21 protein-coding genes are annotated in these 17,947 nt (G+C 45.9%); 14 read left to right on the top strand and 7 right to left on the bottom strand.

Annotated features, from left to right (window positions below; genetic code table 11):
• Positions 1-48: 48 nt before the first annotated feature.
• Positions 49-1,689: a methyl-accepting chemotaxis protein gene (locus DEU29_RS01270; RefSeq protein ID WP_133538399.1), complete on the bottom strand. Its 1,641-nt coding sequence runs from the start codon at positions 1,687-1,689 to the stop codon at positions 49-51.
• 208 nt (positions 1,690-1,897) lie between these two features.
• Between DEU29_RS01270 and DEU29_RS01265 the strand changes: the two genes are divergently transcribed.
• On the top strand, positions 1,898-2,128 hold the full coding sequence (locus DEU29_RS01265; RefSeq protein WP_243734408.1) for a fasciclin domain-containing protein: 231 nt from the start codon (positions 1,898-1,900) through the stop codon (positions 2,126-2,128).
• 384 nt (positions 2,129-2,512) lie between these two features.
• Here DEU29_RS01265 and DEU29_RS14090 read toward each other — a convergent pair whose 3' ends face one another.
• The 3 genes from DEU29_RS14090 to DEU29_RS01255 all read right to left on the bottom strand — a co-directional run bounded on the left by DEU29_RS14090 (position 2,513) and on the right by DEU29_RS01255 (position 4,812).
• Positions 2,513-2,860: an efflux RND transporter permease subunit gene (locus tag DEU29_RS14090; protein WP_243734407.1), complete on the bottom strand. Its 348-nt coding sequence runs from the start codon at positions 2,858-2,860 to the stop codon at positions 2,513-2,515.
• Positions 2,820-3,968 carry an efflux RND transporter permease subunit gene (locus DEU29_RS01260; RefSeq protein WP_243734405.1) on the bottom strand — a complete coding sequence of 383 codons (1,149 nt, stop codon included), beginning with the start codon at positions 3,966-3,968 and terminating at the stop codon, positions 2,820-2,822. The genes DEU29_RS14090 and DEU29_RS01260 overlap by 41 nt, the downstream gene beginning before the upstream one ends.
• Positions 3,969-4,248: 280 nt before the next feature.
• Entirely contained in the window at positions 4,249-4,812 is a 564-nt protein-coding gene (locus tag DEU29_RS01255) for an FMN-dependent NADH-azoreductase (protein ID WP_133538397.1), read from the bottom strand.
• 120 nt (positions 4,813-4,932) lie between these two features.
• On the opposite strand from DEU29_RS01255, the gene DEU29_RS01250 reads away from it, so the two are divergent.
• On the top strand, positions 4,933-5,844 hold the full coding sequence (locus DEU29_RS01250) for a LysR substrate-binding domain-containing protein (RefSeq protein ID WP_133538395.1): 912 nt from the start codon (positions 4,933-4,935) through the stop codon (positions 5,842-5,844).
• A gap of 44 nt (positions 5,845-5,888) precedes the next feature.
• Here the strand turns inward: DEU29_RS01250 and DEU29_RS01245 are convergent, their stop codons facing one another.
• Entirely contained in the window at positions 5,889-6,221 is a 333-nt protein-coding gene (locus DEU29_RS01245) for a DUF3693 domain-containing protein (protein WP_133538393.1), read from the bottom strand.
• Positions 6,222-6,379: 158 nt separating this feature from the next.
• Here DEU29_RS01245 and DEU29_RS01240 point away from each other — a divergent pair, with 158 nt between their 5' ends.
• The 12 genes from DEU29_RS01240 to fabA all read left to right on the top strand — a co-directional run bounded on the left by DEU29_RS01240 (position 6,380) and on the right by fabA (position 15,783).
• Complete coding sequence (locus DEU29_RS01240; protein ID WP_133538391.1) at positions 6,380-6,715, top strand: hypothetical protein; 336 nt, start codon at positions 6,380-6,382, stop codon at positions 6,713-6,715.
• A gap of 8 nt (positions 6,716-6,723) precedes the next feature.
• Positions 6,724-6,957: a hypothetical protein gene (locus DEU29_RS01235; protein WP_133538389.1), complete on the top strand. Its 234-nt coding sequence runs from the start codon at positions 6,724-6,726 to the stop codon at positions 6,955-6,957.
• A complete protein-coding gene (locus DEU29_RS01230) occupies positions 6,954-8,039 on the top strand; it encodes a phage/plasmid replication protein, II/X family (RefSeq protein WP_133538387.1) in 1,086 nt (361 codons plus the stop codon). The genes DEU29_RS01235 and DEU29_RS01230 overlap by 4 nt, the downstream gene beginning before the upstream one ends.
• Entirely contained in the window at positions 8,026-8,400 is a 375-nt protein-coding gene (locus tag DEU29_RS01225) for a DNA-binding protein (RefSeq protein WP_133538386.1), read from the top strand. Before DEU29_RS01230 ends, DEU29_RS01225 begins: the two co-directional genes overlap by 14 nt.
• A 1-nt stretch (position 8,401) precedes the next feature.
• Positions 8,402-8,620 (top strand): hypothetical protein, encoded by a 219-nt coding sequence (locus DEU29_RS01220; RefSeq protein ID WP_133538384.1) that lies wholly within the window; start codon positions 8,402-8,404, stop codon positions 8,618-8,620.
• Between the two features lie 240 nt (positions 8,621-8,860).
• Complete coding sequence (locus DEU29_RS01215) at positions 8,861-9,073, top strand: hypothetical protein (RefSeq protein WP_133538382.1); 213 nt, start codon at positions 8,861-8,863, stop codon at positions 9,071-9,073.
• 92 nt (positions 9,074-9,165) lie between these two features.
• Entirely contained in the window at positions 9,166-10,665 is a 1,500-nt protein-coding gene (locus DEU29_RS01210) for a virulence factor TspB C-terminal domain-related protein (RefSeq protein WP_133538380.1), read from the top strand.
• Positions 10,665-11,030, top strand: a complete 366-nt coding sequence (locus DEU29_RS01205; RefSeq protein ID WP_133538378.1) for a DUF2523 family protein — start codon at positions 10,665-10,667, stop codon at positions 11,028-11,030. Before DEU29_RS01210 ends, DEU29_RS01205 begins: the two co-directional genes overlap by 1 nt.
• 69 nt (positions 11,031-11,099) lie before the next feature.
• A complete protein-coding gene (locus tag DEU29_RS01200) occupies positions 11,100-12,443 on the top strand; it encodes a zonular occludens toxin domain-containing protein (RefSeq protein ID WP_133538376.1) in 1,344 nt (447 codons plus the stop codon).
• 282 nt (positions 12,444-12,725) lie between these two features.
• Positions 12,726-13,124, top strand: a complete 399-nt coding sequence (locus tag DEU29_RS01195) for a hypothetical protein (RefSeq protein WP_133538374.1) — start codon at positions 12,726-12,728, stop codon at positions 13,122-13,124.
• 160 nt (positions 13,125-13,284) lie between these two features.
• Positions 13,285-15,195 (top strand): AAA family ATPase, encoded by a 1,911-nt coding sequence (locus DEU29_RS01190; protein ID WP_133538372.1) that lies wholly within the window; start codon positions 13,285-13,287, stop codon positions 15,193-15,195.
• 75 nt (positions 15,196-15,270) lie between these two features.
• On the top strand, positions 15,271-15,783 hold the full coding sequence (fabA, locus tag DEU29_RS01185) for a bifunctional 3-hydroxydecanoyl-ACP dehydratase/trans-2-decenoyl-ACP isomerase (protein WP_133538370.1): 513 nt from the start codon (positions 15,271-15,273) through the stop codon (positions 15,781-15,783).
• Positions 15,784-15,855: 72 nt separating this feature from the next.
• On the opposite strand, the gene rmf is transcribed toward fabA, so the two are convergent.
• Positions 15,856-16,032: a ribosome modulation factor gene (rmf, locus tag DEU29_RS01180; protein WP_133538369.1), complete on the bottom strand. Its 177-nt coding sequence runs from the start codon at positions 16,030-16,032 to the stop codon at positions 15,856-15,858.
• 179 nt (positions 16,033-16,211) lie between these two features.
• Complete coding sequence (locus tag DEU29_RS01175) at positions 16,212-17,945, bottom strand: DUF3466 family protein (protein WP_243734402.1); 1,734 nt, start codon at positions 17,943-17,945, stop codon at positions 16,212-16,214.
• Positions 17,946-17,947: the final 2 nt, after the last annotated feature.

Genomic DNA, 17,947 nt, shown 5'->3' with positions numbered 1-17,947 from the left:
CGCAAAGGTACAGAGGGGATAATACTAATATCCCCATAATAATAAAGGCTATTCTGTCTTGAATCGCGACACCAATTGACCTAAATCAACACTGTTTTTAGTCAATTGCTGACTTACCTGAGCCACTTGTTGGTTGGCGTTTTGGTTTTCGTTAGAGAGGTCACTGATACCGGTGACGTTCTCACTTAAGTCACGAGTAACGCGGCTTTGCTCGTCAGTTGCCGAAGCAATTTGTACGTTCATGGAGGAAATGTTCGCCACCGATTCCTGAATTTGACTAATCGCTTGTTCAGCTTTTAGTGCACCGTCATTAGTGGTTTTAGAGCGATCTTCAACTCCCGCAATAATTTGTGTCACGTCTTTAATTGCACCCTGAATACTATCAACAATCGACGAAATTTCGTCCGTTGACTGCTGTGTCCGGGTAGCCAGTGTGCGCACTTCATCCGCGACAACTGCAAACCCGCGACCGGCTTCGCCTGCACGTGCCGCCTCAATGGCTGCGTTTAATGCCAGCAGATTAGTCTGTTCGGCGATAGCCACGATAACACCCAGAATGTTGCCGATTTTATCTGAACCATCCTGCAGCAAACGCGCTTGATCACCGGCTTTACGCAGCTCTTGCGTAAGCGCATCAATATTATTCACCGCTTCGCGCACGATAACGGCTGAACGTCCTGATTCCTCGTCAGCTGTGTTTGCCGACTCAGCAGCCTTGCGGGCGTGATCTGCAACTTCACCTGCTGACGAAGACAACTCATTAATAGCCGTAGCAACAGATTCGGTTTGCGCTCGTAGTTCATCACTTTGCGCACTACTTTGATTACTCAGTGATGACAAACGTTCAGCAGCAACTTCTTCCTCACGGGCGCTGTTTTGAACGCTTCTCACTAATTGCTGAATTTTACTGACAAATTCGTTAAATGACGTGGCCAGGCGCGACAATTCATCAGAACCCTCAGCACTTAAGCGACGCGTCAGATCGCCTTCGCCCTGGGCAATATCAACCATCGCCGCATTAATACGCTTAAGCGGGTGGGTGATGCTACGAATAATCAACACAAATAAAAGTAACAACGGAACCGAAAGTACCAGCGCCAGACCCGCCAGTTTAAAAAACTCCTGCCACAGCATGGCCTGAATATTATCGGTGTATTGACCCGTACCCATAATAATATTCCATGGCTCGAATACGCGGATACGACTAATCTTGGGCACTAAATTGTTACTATCGCTGCCTTTTTGCCAAATATATTCAACCGTAGCCCGATCACTGCTGCGCGCTTTAGTGACCATTTGCTGGAACAGTCGTGTGCCTTCCGGATCTTCATAGGACAGCACGTTTTTGCCAACCAACGACTTGGTAAACGGGTGTTGCACCATCACGCCATCGCGGTTCAGGGTAAACAGATACTCAGAACCCTCGTAGCGGATCTCATCCAACCGCGCAAAAGCTTGCTCCAGCGCTTGCTCCTCGTTCAACACGCCATCTTGTGCCTGCTGATAGTAATAATCGACTATGGTATGAGCCGAGTCCAGCACCGCATCCAGCTTGCGTTTTTCTTCGTCGACTAACAGTCCGTTAAGAATAAACATCATAAACGCAACCATCAGTGCCGTGCCGAACGCAGCAATTCCTAACAAAGCGATAAGTCGCTGAGTAATACTAAAACGCTGAATAACCCCCATCGTGTTCCCTTAAAGATGTCTGTTTTCTATTTTATCGTCCTAATTTACGCATTATTTACACTTTTAAAAGTAGACCATAGTCAAACTCCCTGCGTAATAGTTGATGCCCTAACATTATGAGGAGGCATTTTTATGTTTCGCAAACTAGCATTAAGCATGCACTAACGCGGCCTTTGACGCACTCCCTGAAGGCACGCTGGAAAGCCTGTTGGCAGAAAAAGAGCAGCTAAGTGCAGTACTGACGTATCACGTACTACCCGGCAAAGTAATGAGCGGTGACATTGCCGGCAAAACCCTGATGCCAGAAACCGTCCAGGGCAGCACCGTCAGCATCGACGCCACTGATGGCGTAACCATCGACGGCGCCACCGTGATCAAAGCTGACATCAATGCCAGCAACGGCGTAATTCACGTCATCGATCAAGTAATTACCCCGTAAACTAAAGAAGCTAATAGACGGGGATTGGGCTAAACGATTGGCTGGTGATTGACACTCCTTAGCCAAGGGACGCCCGCAAGTACATCCCTGTAGGGCTTGTCTAAGGAGCTGCTCAATCACTTAGCGCCAATCCTTTAACCCAATCCCTTTTTCTCACCTTTTATCAGTTCCACTCTTTAAGTCATCACTTTTATAAAGGCAGCACGTTAAGACAATCGGTCGTTACCCTTGGGGTGCAGTGGTATTAGGTATTGGGGTGGCTTGTCAAAGGGTGTTGGAGGCCATGGATGGCCGGAAACAAGCGTACAGGGATGTATTTACAGCGTCCCTTTGGCAAGCCACCCCAGTGCCTAATAAACCACTGCATCCCTTGGGTAAGGAGTGTCAATCACCCGCCATATGTTTATTGCCGAGCCGCGGTTTCAGCACCAGGGCGCTTAGGGCGGGTAGGGTTAGGATGGTGACGAGGGCGGCGCCGATTAGGCCGAACATGACGATAATGCCAACGCCACGATAGAGTTCGGTACCTTCGCCGGGGATAAACACCAGTGGGGCGATCCCGCACAAGGTGGTTAGTGTCGTGATAGTGATAGGGCGGACGCGTGAACGCAGACCTTCTTTTATAGCCTCTATTAATTCGTAGCCCTCTTTGTCGCGAAGATATACCGCACGTTCGACAACTAATATTGGGTTATTGATAACCGTACCCATTAAGATGAGAAAACCCAGCATCGTTACTACTGATAATCGAGCCTTTAGTCGCAAAAGCACGCATGCCCGGATACCGTTCGTATACGGTTGTTATGGCATCCATTAACTCTTCAATGCGATTAGGAACGCGTGTTTCAGCAATAATACGCATGTTACTGGGCGATACACTATAGCTAATGTAGCCTGACAATAACGGCACCAATGTGACTGATACCGCCATTGAGGCGATAATCGCAGAAGAGATGGCAATGGCAATGTCTGAATAAAACTGGCCGGCTTCCTGCACGATAAAGAGAATAGGCAAGAACACCATCACCGTCGTTAGTGTTGACGCCAACACTGCCGTCCATACTCGTTGCACGCCTAACACCGCGGCTCGCTTGGGGTCTGCACCTTTTTGTCGTTCTAACGCAATGCTCTCTAACACCACAATGGTATTGTCCAGCGTCATACCAATGGCGAATGCAATGCCGGCCAGTGTACAAATAGGAATACCGATCACCGCAATCATGGTAGCGCGCCCAGAGCGCATCAACCCGTACATGACTAAGGTCGCAAAAACGGCACCCAACGATAAATTGAATAACACATTGGAGATTGACGCTTCGACGTAACGGACATCATCGGAATTTAGTATAATTTGCATGCCAGCCGGTTTCAGCAAATCTTCATTGATCCGCTCAACCTCTTGCAGCATTGCATATTTAATGTCGATAACATTTGAACCGGACTCACGCTTTACCTGCAAGCTCAGTACCTGTTCGTCTTTAAACCAGGATTCGCTATTGGTTTCAAAATGGTCTAAATCGATCTCAGCTATATCATTAAGCCGAACAATGCGATCGCCATCACGTTTAATGATGGTGTTTTGCATTTGCTCCAGGCTGTCGTAGCGACCAACGGTGACGCCGGCCACCGATGACATACGTGGCCGAACGTTGTCCTCGATGTAGTCACGCATACGCACCATGTCGATATTCTTTGGATTATCGGGCAGGGGAGCGACCCGAAAATACATAAACGCGTTACTCGAGAAAGAAGCTGCAAATATTCTTGGCTGATCGACATTGTCTACGTAATTAGGAACTTGACTTAACGCATTGTTAACCAGAATTGATGTTTCGGTCACGTCAATTCCGAATGGTAAGTCCAGTTCGATAGCGGGTAACAGGTACCACGTCTACTTTGGTTGCCTCTGCCGACGAACTTTGTGCAGCCGCAGGAAATGACAAAGCCACTGTGGTAAACAGAACAAACAAAGCGACGGTGTAAAATAGCGTAATAAGCGACGTTCGTTTCATAAATAGACAGGTTAGTTGGGCACTTGTCTATCCACTACGTAATAACTATCGCGAAGGATTAAGGCGGGTTGTTATATACCCGCCTTAATAAAAAGTATAACCGGACTTTTAACTGAGTTCAGCAATGCGATCTTTGGCTTTGGACAAACCTTCGCTGCGCGCTTCGTCGCCCATGTTTAAGCCTTCTGCACGAACGATTTCGACATCCGTTATACCAATAAAGGCTAAAGCTGTTTTAAGATAGGCTTCCTGGTGGTCGAGTGCCGCGGCATCACCGACGGAGTAAACACCACCGCGGCCCGACGCAATAATGGCTTTTTTACCTTCCAGTAGACCAACCGGACCATTATCTGTATAGCGGAAGGTAACACCGGCTTGTAAGACGCGATCAAACCATGCCTTTAATTGGGTCGGAATTGTAAAATTATACATCGGTGCACCGATGACGATAACATCAGCGTCTTGCAACTCGGCAACCAATTCGTTAATTAGTGGCTTGTCTTCTGCCAATAACTCATCTGCCTGCAAATGTGGAATAGGGTCAACGACCAGATCCCGGTGAGTGACGCTTGCAGCCTTATCCTGACTGAGCTTTGCGACAACGTCTTTGCTGAGCTGACGACTAACAGAGCCATCGACAAAAATGCCTGAATCTAAATGTAATACCTTCATATTAACCTCCTGATTAATTCATTGAGGCTATTCTATTCGTTCCGCATTAAGCAAAAAAGTGTCTATAATGGGATTTATGGTTCCATATTTGGAACATAATTAATTTTAACCAGAGGCGTTATGGCATTACCTGACATCGCAAATTATTATCTCTTTGCTAAAGCCGTGCGCTGCGGCAGTATTAATGCGGCATCACGAGAGCTGGAGCTACCCAAATCAACGATTAGTCGACGTATAAGCCAGTTAGAAACAGAGCAGGGTGTTCGTCTGGTTCACCGGGGGCGACAGGGACTGCGACTGACCGATGTTGGCGAAGCATTTTTAGTGCATTGTGACGCATTGGTCGATGCAGCAGATTCTGCCACCCAGGTAACCCAGCATTTATTAGCCAAACCCAGAGGGCGCGTTAACGTCAGTTCGCCTTATGCTATTAGCCAAAGTTTGCTGACGCAGGTGCTACCCGAGTTTATGACGCGCTATCCCGAGATACAGCTAAACCTGATGGTCACCAATCGACCGGTCAATTTACTGGATGAGAATATTGACCTGGCACTGCGGGTAAGGCCCAGCATTGAAGACTCGTCGTTAATTGCACGACCGATAAGCGATGCACCGCAAACGCTATTTGCAGCCCCCAAACTGATCGGCGATTCCATCATAGCGGAGCCGACGGATTTACTGCATTACCCACAACTCAGTCTGCACTATACCAGTGGCCGTTACGGCTACGTGTTAACACATCAATCCGGCAACCGCACCCAACTCCAGTTTGAGCCTCGCCTTATCAGCGACGACATGATTTTGCTGCGCGAGGCAGCAATCGAAGGTCAGGGTGTGGTCGCATTACCTAACTATTTATGCCAACAGGCGGTTGCCGAAGGTCGTTTACAGCAACTACTACCGGACTGGAACTTGCCCGTCGGCATCATGCACATGACGTATCCACATCGACGCGGATTAAAGCCAGCTGTGCGTGTATTAATAGATTATCTGGCGGAAAAACTCCCAAAAGTAGCAGAGCGCGCATTTTAAATAGTTAGTACTAGCCGTTCTCTAATATCATTTATATAGCGCATTTAACATAATATACATTCTACGCAATTGGTGATTACTGCCTTTGCAGACGCTGACACGAACGCGCTAGTCGCTATCAGCGTGTTTAATAACTTTACCCAAATAGCCCGTTCTTTTTCTGTCTTTGCTGTTTCAATCTGTAGCTTTATCAGTTCTCGATCTGTATCCAGCCCAAGTTGTTCAGCTAGCTTGATTACCTGTTCTTCTGTAAGCCTTTTATTTTCTCGTTTTACTCTCGATACCCAAGGCTGACTACTTCCTATTATTTCGGCAATTTCTATTATTTTTAAGCCGCTTTTTTGGGCTTGTTCTATTAACTCTTGGCTGTAACTCATGGCGCTTATTCCTTTTAGTGATCAATAACAAAGTTTATATGTGAAATGATCATTTGCAAATTATAACCAGCTTGTTATATTTATAACTGTTAGGTAATATGACATTTTGTCATGTACCCGCAAAAAGCAACATCAACCAAACGTCAGGGGTAAATGTTATGTTTGTATCAGTTCCGTTTGCATACTCGAACCGCGAACCCGAAAAGAATACTTTTTGTGCTGATATTCTTTATCGTGTCGGCTATAACCGCATAGCCCGCCAATGTGCTAATGCTAAAAAACAACAGTTTTTAGTGTCGCTGACTTGGGGCGCAAAATGCGCCTTTACTCCTGAATCATCAGTTTTAGACTCGCGGGCGGTTCGCAATCTGTCCAGTGTTGTTGTTCCTGACGTACAACAGCGCAAAGTCCCGCGGGTCGCTTCTCTCTCTGGTATTACTGCCGCTGCACCGTCAATGGTTCAACCCTCTAGCGCTGGCATGGGCTTGTTTTAGGGGGTCACATGAGCGGCATTTCATCGGTGTTAATTGATCGCGCAATTCATGGTTTGGAAGAAAAACCCATGATTTCACTGCAAGGCTGTAAGGAAGATTTAGCCTATCATCGCTCCGTTGTTACCAAGCTATCAGCCGCCCGCCCTCTTACCGCTTCACAATCGGAGCGGTTAGTTCACCACAAGGCGCAAATTAACCGCCTGCAATCTATCGCTTCTTATTGGTTCGCGGTGACTTTATGAGCGTTATGATTGATTGGATCACGGCGGTTATTCCGATGAAGCATAAAATCATCAACTCTGGTCATTTCATCGAATTAACTCCTGATGGTGAGTGCCTTAATGAGTTCGCCAAGCGCAAGCGCGTTAAAGGTTCTTTTTGCTCGTCAATTTCAATTAAAACAAACAACGTTCGTTTCAATAAAGACGGTATCCACGAATACGGCGAGCAACTCTATATTGATGGTAACCCCGCCAAGTTCTTACAGGGTCATAACTGCTTTGGCTCGAATGATGTTTCTTTTTTACTATCTGAAATGGTCAGACAGGCGTTTAGCTCGCTTGATGTTGAGTTAACAGATATGGCGCTTGCTTCCATTTTACACGGTAATTTTGAAGTTAAACGCATCGACATAACCGCTATGTATGAGTTACCCAGCGCTTCTGATGTTGACGCCTGGATATATGCGTTATCCAACAGTGCAAAAAGTCGTCACGGCCTGCCCGAACTGACTGATAGAACCCTTTATTTCGGCAAGCGCTCACGCCGCTATGCCACAAAAATTTATTCCAAGTTTCGCGAACTGCAATCAGGTCGCAAGGAACACGCATTACCCAACCACTTAGTTAACACGCCACTACTCGGCTGGACTGCAAATAAAGTCCGAATTGAACACGTTTTACGAGCGCCGGAATTAAAAAAACAGGCGCAAAATTTATTTAATCGCGATGCATTATTTGGCAAGGATTTAAAGCCCGACCTTATCAATAAACTTTTTACTGAATACCTGGGGCGCATTGAAATGAGCGGACAAATGACAGCTACAGACAAGCAATTACACAGCATTGATACCAAACTACGCGGCACTTATGAACTATGGCGCCAAGGCTTAGACATCCGTTCTATGATGTCAAAGGCCACGTTTTACCGCCACCGCGCCGAACTTAAAGAGCAATTAAACATTGATATTGCGCTACCGCCCAAGCAAGCACAAAGCAACGTTATTCCACTACTCCGCCCACTAGAAGCAAAACCCGCTTCCGTACCAGCGGAATTATCACAATACCAACTAACCAACGAGGTTAAACAATATGCAACAGGGTAATAATCAATCACAAGTAAACAACGAGGGTTTATTTTTGCAAGGCCGTTTCGCGGGCTTTATTGAAAATCACCGCACCGGTAATGATGGCTCCCCCTGGGTACAACATTTCGCAGGCGTTGAAATGGTCAAGCCCAACGGGTTCCCCGGCGAAACAATCGTTGAGCGCTTACAGGTTCCGAAAGATTTAATATCCCAAGGCATTACAGGCAAGTTTAACGACCTGATGGGTAAACCCGTAAAAATTGAGTGCTGGATTCGTGCTTACTCTACCCGCGGCGGCGCTTCCTATTCCCTGCAACTAGCAAACCACATGGACGCTATCCGCTCTGCTGGCTCTGCTGAACTTAAAAAGGCGGTGTAGTGTGAAACTTATTCTACGTGTAAGCCCTGAACAATTATCTCTCTTGCGTGATTCTGTTTCCGAATCAATTTTAGCATTAGAGCGTTTATGTGAAGAATTTGAGGGTTCAGATGATCGCGCTCATGGCCTTATCGGATTTGAAGCGGAAAGTAAGTTGGCCGCATTTGAACATTTGGAACAAAATCTTTTGGTTCCCACGGCATTCGAGGGTCTAGCCTAATGCTCTTTATTCTTGCTCTCATTCTCAGGTTGCTACTTCCATGAATTTCGTTCAGGTCTGCCCCGTTGAAATTGTTAACGGTTCATGTCCTGAGCCAATGGTTTGGCGTGAAGTTGCTTCAACGTTACCACTTACGTTTGAGCAATTTTCGTCAATGGTTCCCGCGTTCGTTGCTGTCCTGCTTACGGCGTGGGGTTTTAAAAAGCTATTACAGCTATTCATTAAATAATAGGTGATTTTATGATTACTAAACTTCGTAATGTTGCGCTTGTCGCTTCTGTTCTCGTTGCTGGTCCAGTGATGGCTCAAACTGACCCGACCGCAATTGAAGCCGCGGCGACTGGTTTCCAGACTGATTTCGGTGCGGCTGCAACTGCTATCGGTGGCGCTTTATTGGCCGCTGGTTTCGGTGCGTTGGTCTTTAAATGGGCTAAAGGTATGTTGTTCTCATAAGGGGGCATCATGTTTACGGCCGACGATGTTCAAATCATTGTCGGCCTTATGACTCTGTACGTTTTGTTTGACTCATAAGGCTGATTCCTACCATGTTTACACGCTCAAAAGGTTTTTTACTCTCTCTTGTTGCCCTTTTGGGCGTTTTTTCTTCTTACGCTTCTGCTGATTCTCCGTATATTCTCGTTTATAAAAATTCTACTTCTATTTTTATTCCCGATTTCGATGGTCGTGATCGTTATGGTAATCTTGATGCTTACTGTGCGGCGGCTGGTTGGCCTTATACTGGCTCTACTTGGACTTCGTCTTCTACTGTTTGGAAAGAGATTTCGTGCGGTGGTGCTGGTCGCCTTGAATATCGTCAGACCTTACAGCCGAACGGTGATTTTCCTGTCGCACCTTATGACATTGATGAAAAATGCATTAATCCTGACTCGTCAGATTTTCAACTAGCATTTACTCCTTCCGAGTGTGCATTAGACGCTGACGAGGATTCGGACGGTACACCCAATGTCTTGGATTCGGATTCAAATTTATATGATCCCGACTATTGCACTGATAATCCCACTGCGTCTATTTGTCCTGATGATTCAGGCGGCGGCGATACTGGCGGCGGTGATGGTTCTGGCGGTGGCGATACTGGCGGCGGTGGTTCAGGTGGCGGCGGTTTACCTAGTTCCTGTGAGGGTTCGCCAACCTTTTCCGAATCCTGTTGCTTTGACCATGCCGAAGCCCAGTGTTTAGACGAGGGCGGGTTATATGATTGGGGTTATGTATCAGTTGGTACGCCTGCCTGTAACTTTACCTGTAATGATACCGTTAACCCGCCTGATAATGGCGGCGGTGATGGTTCTGGCGGCGATTCTGGCGGTTCAGGTGATGGTGGTTCAGGCTCGGACGATACGCCCACTGACAATACCGATTTAATCACTGCTGTTAATACCCTACAAACGGCCAATCAGACCGAATTTAACGCCATTCAGGACGATTTAAACACCTTAAATCAGACTAATCAGGCGGGTTTTAATGATGTCCGTTCGGCCATTGAAAATATACAAAATCCTGATTTAACGGCTTTAGAAAACAGCAATAATCAGATAGCTACAAATACTGCTCAAACAGCTAGCAATGCGGCTGATATTGCCACCAACCTTAACGCTCTTAACACCGCTAACCAGCAAGGTTTATCCTCTGTTAACGATGCTTTGACCCAGCTACGCTCTGATTTTAACGCTGTCGTTGATTCTGACTTTAATTCAGCGAATTTTGAGTCCCAACTTGATGGAACTGGAACACCTGACGACATTGTCAATGCTGGAATGGGTGATTTTGAAGCGGCCAACGGTATAGATAAGGACGGTGAATTAGAAACCGAAATTATTAATCTCGGTGATGAAATTAACAAGTATGACCCTATGCTGGGTGGTTCTTCCAGCGAATGCCCATCCGATTACTCGTTAACCGTTGCAGGTGCTCAATACAGTATTTCTTGGACGCCTGTTTGTGATGCGTTTGGCATTCTCTCTATTTTCGTTCAGGCGGCGGCGTGGTTCGCCGTTCCCTTTATTGTTCTTGGTGTGGGTAAAAAATAATGCCTTGGTTAATATCTCTTGTCGCTAACGCGCTTCGTTACTCCCTTACTTGGCTTGGCTCTTCTATTTTTAAAGCCTTTAGTTCTATTTGGGCGTGGATTCTTTTTTACTTGCCTGCTATTGCGGTTCACTTACTCAAGGCTTTAGGCGTTGGATTTATTGCATTCTCTCTTGGCGATTTTTCCATAGATTATATTTACAACACTGTTTCAACTGAGCTAGCTGGCCTGCCTACCCTTGCTATGGATTTTCTACGTTTATCGGGTTTCCTTGATGCCATTACTATTATTTTCGGCGCGTTATCTGCTCGCGTAACTTATGCCTTATCAGTTAACGGCTCCAAAAAAATGGCATTTCTCGCTTAAAAACAATCAGCCACACGCAGACGAGCGCAAGCCGGCTGTGTGGGGCTGTAAATCTTCAGGGGTTTTATTATGCTTTACTTACGTACTGGTTTACCTGGAGCCAGCAAAACGCTAAATACACTTAAAGAGATTTGCGAAGATAAGGCCACTAAAGGCCGCGATATTTTTTATAACAACATTAAATTACTTTTACTTGATTTAAACGTTGTTCAGTCCTTCCAAGGCTTTTTTTATGGTTATGTTTTACCGAGTTTCGATAAAAAAGACCGCGAGAAATACAATAAAATTTTGCTACGTGTACACGGTCAAGGTGAATTAATCTCTGAAACTGATGTCCCGCATTTACGGGTACACTTCGAACAATGGTTAGAATCTGGCGGCGCTGTTAACCTTTTTGTTGATTGGTGTCGGCGTGTTTACCCCTCCTCTAAATTGGTCGAGTTAGAGGATTATTTAAAAGTTGTCGATACACCCGGGGTTGATGATATACGGCAATTTAAACTTGATTGGAAAGACTTTCCCGACCCTACCCAATGGCCGCATCTGCCCCCGCATTCGATTATTGTTGTCGATGAGTGCCAGCGCTGGTTCCCGCCTCGCCCTGTTGGTGCAAAAGTTCCTAATCATGTGTCACAGTTTGAAACTCACAGGCACAAAGGCTTAGATATTCATCTGGTGACCCAAGATGCAAAACTATTGGATTCACACGTTCGGCGCTTGGTTGGCCGACATATTCATTTTCATAACCCGCTAGCTAGCAAACGTATTTCCCGCATGGAAAACGACAAGGCATTTGACCCTGCCGATTTCCATCAACGCAAGAACGCCACCAAGTCAGTTAAAAAACGGGATTCTTCTTTTTATGGTCTTTATTGGTCTGCTGATGTGCACACCCACAAACGCCGTTTTCCTAAGATTTTACTTCTTTTGATACCGACTATCGGTTTCCCGATTTATACCGCTTATTTTCTCGCTACGATGGGCGAACCTGATTCAAATGCTGAGGTTTTAAACAATGCCAGAACGCCACAACAAAAAACCGTTAATGTTTCTTCAACGACTGCTGAACAAAGCTCTGAATCGACTACGCAAGCAATTAAACATTTCGATGCTTTGGTTAGTTCTTCTAGTCCTTTGGCTGGCTTTTGTGATCGCGTTACCTATGCAGGAAACGAAATTATCCAATCAGATGGAAAAGTTGAGCAGCGTTTTTATTTACAGTGCATTAGAAATGTAAAATCAGAGTCTGACTCTGATTCGGATAATGGTGATGATGACTCTCAAGCTACCGCCAGCCGTGGTTATTTGCTTGATTCTCAATTTTTGGCCGCTCTCGGTTATGAATTATCTGTTTTACGTGGTATGCCTGTTTTAAAGTATGAAAATCAGGTTTTTGTTTTTCCTAAGCTTTAAAATAAAAAATCGAAAATTAGTAACTCTCACCGCTCGGCGCAGACTTTATTGAGCGCGGAGCGTAGCGAGCACTCAATCAAGTTGAGCAAGCGGAACGACTACCCAACCAGAAAAAACTGAGTACACACCGGACCAGAAAAAACAGAACCCAACGGGCGAAAGTGCAAGTAATACTGCACTTTTGTCTCATTTTGAGACTACCCTTTAACTATATATTCCTTTTTTATTGCTGTAAGCTATTGATTATTAACGGTTTAGTAGCAAATAAGGGAGTTTTGCACCGTGGATCACGATTTTCAGCTAGATTTTGTCACCGTTTTTGGCTTCAACTGGAACAAAGGAGCCGCCTTTTTTGGTGTTCATCGCCGTACTGTTTTTCGTTGGTATGAGGGCAACCCGCCGTTAGTCGTAAAACGTTTTATGTCGGTTGTTGCTCGTGGTTATCTTCCTGAATACGCACCTTTCGATACGTGGAAAATTGACGGCCAGTTGATTTATACCCCACAGGGTAAAATTACTGCAACTGATGTTGAACTGGCTAGGGCTTATAAATGGCAGGCTAGAGAATTACAACGGCGTTTTGATAATCGGTCAACAAATCAACGTGAACTTTTACAATCCATTGAGCGCATTTTACACGAATCTGAAAACCTTAAATCACGAGTTAAGAACGTGGTGTAACGCTCGCGTATTCACCCGCTGAATATGTTTAATAACTATACATTATACGCAATTCAATATTTAAGGCTTTTAGCGGGCTTTTTAGCAAATTCTGTTAGAATGCCTGCATTAGCACTTACTGCGCTTATCAAGGCGTTTTCGGTTTAAGGAACAAACAACGATGAAGTTATCGTCGCAGGCTCTTCGCCCCGACACCGGTGTTTGGTTGCAGCAGCGACCCAACGAATGTCAGGAGAAACTTTTAGTCGGCCAACAACGTGCGGTTAATGCCTTGACGCAATCGATGCGTCAGCGTGGCCGCTATTCAAATTCGTTTGCCATTATTCCCACCGGTTTACAAAAACATCAGGTTTTAAAGGCTTATTTTGCTGATAACCAATGGCATCACAGCCAGTGGTTTGATTGGTTGTACCTGGCAGATCCTGATGATGCGCTCCGGCCATTATGCGTTAACGTACCGTCGGGAACCGCAACGGATATAATGCAGGCGCTGTTACAGTTTATTCAGTCTGATAAGGACGCACGCCCGCAATTACAGCAGCAAATGATTGAACGCTTTGATACGCCGGCTCTACGTGATTATGTACAGCGGATTATGACGAAAACCGTTGATGACTTTGCCAGCGACCAATTAGCAACGGTTATCGTTGGACACGAGCACCCTGCACCTTATTATTTATGTGATCGGGTGACAGAAAACCGTTTGTTCGGCCAAATTGGTGTGCAATCAGTTGAAGGCACTGTGCGTTCAGACCTGCACTTAATAGAAGCCGGCTTAATTCATAAAGCCAATGGTGGCGTGTTAGCACTCGAAGTTAACCAGTTACTAGAGCAAATCGAGCTGTGGAAACGCCTTAAAGATACTTTGTTGAGTGGCCAATTCGAATGGCCTCAGCCATCGCCAGATAGCGGCGCCGCCTACTTTTACCGGCCACAACCGGTGCCAATTGATATCAAAATTGTGTTAGTTGGCAACCGCAACGAATACAGCCAGCTACGTGAATACGACGAAGATTTTGATCATTTGTTTCCGTTTTTGGCTGATTTTCACCGTGATTTTCCGCTTTACCGCGAACCTATCGCTGACTACTTTCATTATTTACAGCACGTCTGGCAACGCGCTGACGTATTACCACTGGATGACTCAGGGTACAGCGCCCTACTTTGCGCTAGCGCGCGGCGCACTGAGTTTCAACAGGAGCTCAGCCTGGATAGCGTGTTTTTATTGCAGCTGTTAAAAGAAGCACATGATATTGCGACGACTGCCTCTAAAACGTTAATTGATGGTGACTCGGTTGAGTTGGCGATTGCACAACAACGTAATCGTGAGGGCCAGATCGCTGAGCTGAGTCGTCGCAGCATCATCGAGAATCAGGTACGAATAGACACTACTGGCGAAGTCATTGGCCAACTTAATGGTTTAACCGTGATTACCATCGGCGGCGCAGAGTTTGGTGAACCCTCACGGATAACGGCCACGATCCACTATGGTGACGGCGACATTATTGATATCGAACGCAAATCAGAAATGTCAGGCAACATTCATACTAAAGGCGTAATGATCTTAAGTGCGTACCTTGCCAATCAGTTTGCCCGCCATGAACCCATGTCGGTATCAGCCACCGTGGTATTTGAGCAATCGTATTTTGAAGTTGATGGTGACAGCGCTTCAATGGCTGAATTGTGCTGTTTGATTTCGGCTTTGGCTGAAGAGCCGCTTAAGCAATCATTAGCCATAACCGGTGCGATGGATCAGTTTGGTAATGTGCAGGCCATTGGTGCTGTTAATGAGAAAATCGAAGGCTATTTTGAGCTCTGTCGGGAACGCGGTTTAGATGGTTCTCATGGGGTTATTATCCCTGCCGCCAATCAACCCCAGCTTAATTTAGCACCGGTTGTTATTGACGCAGTTGACCAGGGTTTGTTTCACATCCACACGGTTGAACACGTTGAAGAAGCATTAACACTACTTACTGACTTACCCAAGCAGCAGTTATTTGATGCTGTCAGGCAACGTATTCATGACGATATTGAACCGCACAAAAGCTGGTGGAAGCGTCTGTTCGACTAATCGGAGTTGTTTAGCGTACAGCTGTACGCTAAACTCGCCAACATCCTATTTTTTCACATAAATCTAAAGGTTGTTATGAATCAATCCAGTTTTTCGCGCCAGGATCTTCTTGACTGTAGTGAAGGTAAACTTTTCGGCGAAGGCAATAGCCGCTTGCCTGCCCCCAACATGCTAATGATGGACAGGATCGTTGAGATTAATGCCGATGGCGGCGAACACGGTAAAGGATTTATCCATGCCGAACTCGACATAAACCCTGACTTATGGTTTTTTGACTGCCATTTTAAAGGCGATCCGGTAATGCCTGGTTGTTTAGGTCTGGATGCTATGTGGCAATTAGTCGGCTTTTACCTGGGTTGGTCAGGTGGTCCGGGACGCGGTCGTGCTCTGGGTGTTGGCGAAGTTAAGTTTACCGGGCAGATTTTGCCGGAACACAAAAAGGTCAGCTACTACATCGACATGACTCGCGTCATCAAGCGCAAGTTATTTATGGGCGTTGGTAATGGCCGTGTAGAGGTTGATGGCCGCCCTATTTACACTGCCAAAGATCTTAAAGTTGGTTTATTTACCGATACCACAACTTTTTAGTCGTCGATAAAACGAAAAACGCCGACAGCGATTGCTGTCGGCGTCGTGTTCTAAAATTGTGTCAGAGACAAATTAGCGGAACAAGCCGGTATTTCTCGCCTCCATTGCGTCACGCCATCCACCTAGCCACTGCGAACGAATATCATCCTGCGTTTGATACGGACAATTCTCTTTTGAACGTCCAGATAATCCGGCTTTATAGCCTTGAGTATGGGCTCTTTCAAAGCGATCTCGCTTTTGTCTTTTCATAGAACTACCCCTTGTGCCTGTTTTCACAGATTGTTTTTAAAGATTATCGGAGGACATTACTAGCGTCCTCACTATTATTGATAGTCTTTATTGGTGATAGTTCAATGGTAAAAAGTAACACAGTGAACTTGCAAAACGATAACAAGTTGAATCTGTGTTACTTTTTGATGACGTTTTCTTTATGATTTTTTGATATTTTGACGACGATTGCGACGCACAAAAGTTATAAGTGAACCCAGCAGGGCTAGTCCAGCTAAGCCCCCTGAGCCAAATGCCGCGCCACTGCGCTCGACGCGATTTTCTTCTTCACGACAGCTATTAACTTCACCGTCTATCGGATTCATTTTAATCGCAACCGCCACCTCACGGGTTTGAGTATCGCCATTACTATCGACGTACTCCTGAGTTTTAAGCGCAGTCGCTAACACTTCACCGGACTCGGTAACGTCATTAGCTTCGACAATAAAATACGGGCTGTCACAGGAAACCGCGTCATTCAAATTAATGAACTCGGGCGTCTCGGCTGTTGTGTCGTACCAAAAACCGACCCGACGGCGGACTGACGATAAGGTTGCTTCGATTTCACCAGTACCGACAACAATGCCGTTTTCGTTAATCGCATTAGGCACGGTTGATGAACCAGAGAAGAACCCGGGTAACAAGGTTAACGGTTGTTCGTCAGATGTCGCATCAACATCATAGATAAAAGCTGTATTGCGAAGGTTACCGGCACGGCTCTCCACTAAATAACCAACAGCCTGATTGTTATCGTTAATATCCGTTGCTGCGCCCCAGAAAAAGTCTTCATTTTCCGTCACTGGTATAGCGTCAGCATTTTGGAAAATTGCCGGCATACGAATGGCACCGCGTTCAGGATGGTAAGTCCAGCTTTGACCGGCAGCAATACCATTGTTATTAACCGCGAAGGCATAACTGGAAAAGTCCCGATCATCCTCTTCGTTGCGCTCCTGCAATGTGCCTAATTCAGTCGTACTGATGACCTCACCATTACTATCCAGCTGCCATAAATGACCGCGAATGTCGTAGATTGAACGACGGGCTGCATAATCACTGCGAGAAAAGAAACTTGGCGCGATATTTGACGCTCGTTGGTTATAAAGCTCTAACCAGACACCATAGACACAGACTTCGTCAGGGCGCGTCACAATAGCATCAGGATCATCGCTGCTACAGGCGTCAATGCGCTCTTGCGCAAACGGGCTAAGTGCGGTGCTGGCGTAACCTGCCGCCAAACCTGAGTCGTTTACGTCCATAATCGCACTCTCACCGCCCAAAACAGCTGTTTCTGCCGGTTCAACCATGGTAGTGGTGCCATCGCGATGCCATACGCCGCGTGTTATATAGTCACGCACGTAAAACGTCTGGGTAACTTCTTCGTCATCAGAGTTAGTGTAGGTGTATTCGGTCGGATAAAACGGACCGGTGGTAACCCCTACCGCTGAATTGGCGTTGTTAATACTGTATAAAAAGCTATCAGCAGTTATAACCGGTGTATCGCCCAGCAAAGGAACCGACTGTGTCAATCCGTCATACAAAAACGCGGTATTTAAACCGATTTGGATTTGTTGCACATTATTGTTTGCGTTAATCGCAACGTTGTTCAGTATGAATTCATACTGTTCAGGCGTCAGCTCATCAACTTCTTCTATGTCGGTAATACCGGCATTGGCTAAAATTGTCGGCGACACCTGACTCAAATCGATATCAATATTTGTCGGAAACCGTGAGATACCGACTACAAATCCGCTTTCATTTATCGCTTTAGGAAAGCTATTGCGGTAATTTTCTGCTGTTGGTAGTTCTTCGATTTCGAAAATATCGGCCGTTGCAGTCAAACTTACCGACGCCAATATTGCTGCGCTTAACCCTTTAAGTGCAAATTGTTTCATCATTA

It is taken from the genome of Idiomarina aquatica, assembly GCF_004362895.1.
In the GTDB taxonomy this organism is placed as follows: domain Bacteria; phylum Pseudomonadota; class Gammaproteobacteria; order Enterobacterales; family Alteromonadaceae; genus Idiomarina.
The sequence above is the reverse complement of the archived record's forward strand: the minus strand, read 5'-3'. Positions and strand labels throughout refer to the sequence as shown.

What these genes read in the sequence shown, in the direction of transcription:
- DEU29_RS01270 (WP_133538399.1), bottom strand. Translation starts at nt 1,689, where the DNA reads ATGGGGGTTATTCAGCGTTTTAGTATTACTCAGCGACTTATCGCTTTG.
- DEU29_RS14090 (WP_243734407.1), bottom strand. Translation starts at nt 2,860, where the DNA reads ATGCTGGGTTTTCTCATCTTAATGGGTACGGTTATCAATAACCCAATA.
- DEU29_RS01255 (WP_133538397.1), bottom strand. Translation starts at nt 4,812, where the DNA reads ATGAAGGTATTACATTTAGATTCAGGCATTTTTGTCGATGGCTCTGTT.
- DEU29_RS01250 (WP_133538395.1), top strand. Translation starts at nt 4,933, where the DNA reads ATGGCATTACCTGACATCGCAAATTATTATCTCTTTGCTAAAGCCGTG.
- DEU29_RS01245 (WP_133538393.1), bottom strand. Translation starts at nt 6,221, where the DNA reads ATGAGTTACAGCCAAGAGTTAATAGAACAAGCCCAAAAAAGCGGCTTA.
- DEU29_RS01240 (WP_133538391.1), top strand. Translation starts at nt 6,380, where the DNA reads ATGTTTGTATCAGTTCCGTTTGCATACTCGAACCGCGAACCCGAAAAG.
- DEU29_RS01235 (WP_133538389.1), top strand. Translation starts at nt 6,724, where the DNA reads ATGAGCGGCATTTCATCGGTGTTAATTGATCGCGCAATTCATGGTTTG.
- DEU29_RS01230 (WP_133538387.1), top strand. Translation starts at nt 6,954, where the DNA reads ATGAGCGTTATGATTGATTGGATCACGGCGGTTATTCCGATGAAGCAT.
- DEU29_RS01225 (WP_133538386.1), top strand. Translation starts at nt 8,026, where the DNA reads ATGCAACAGGGTAATAATCAATCACAAGTAAACAACGAGGGTTTATTT.
- DEU29_RS01215 (WP_133538382.1), top strand. Translation starts at nt 8,861, where the DNA reads ATGATTACTAAACTTCGTAATGTTGCGCTTGTCGCTTCTGTTCTCGTT.
- DEU29_RS01210 (WP_133538380.1), top strand. Translation starts at nt 9,166, where the DNA reads ATGTTTACACGCTCAAAAGGTTTTTTACTCTCTCTTGTTGCCCTTTTG.
- DEU29_RS01205 (WP_133538378.1), top strand. Translation starts at nt 10,665, where the DNA reads ATGCCTTGGTTAATATCTCTTGTCGCTAACGCGCTTCGTTACTCCCTT.
- DEU29_RS01200 (WP_133538376.1), top strand. Translation starts at nt 11,100, where the DNA reads ATGCTTTACTTACGTACTGGTTTACCTGGAGCCAGCAAAACGCTAAAT.
- DEU29_RS01190 (WP_133538372.1), top strand. Translation starts at nt 13,285, where the DNA reads ATGAAGTTATCGTCGCAGGCTCTTCGCCCCGACACCGGTGTTTGGTTG.
- fabA (WP_133538370.1), top strand. Translation starts at nt 15,271, where the DNA reads ATGAATCAATCCAGTTTTTCGCGCCAGGATCTTCTTGACTGTAGTGAA.
- rmf (WP_133538369.1), bottom strand. Translation starts at nt 16,032, where the DNA reads ATGAAAAGACAAAAGCGAGATCGCTTTGAAAGAGCCCATACTCAAGGC.
- DEU29_RS01175 (WP_243734402.1), bottom strand. Translation starts at nt 17,945, where the DNA reads ATGATGAAACAATTTGCACTTAAAGGGTTAAGCGCAGCAATATTGGCG.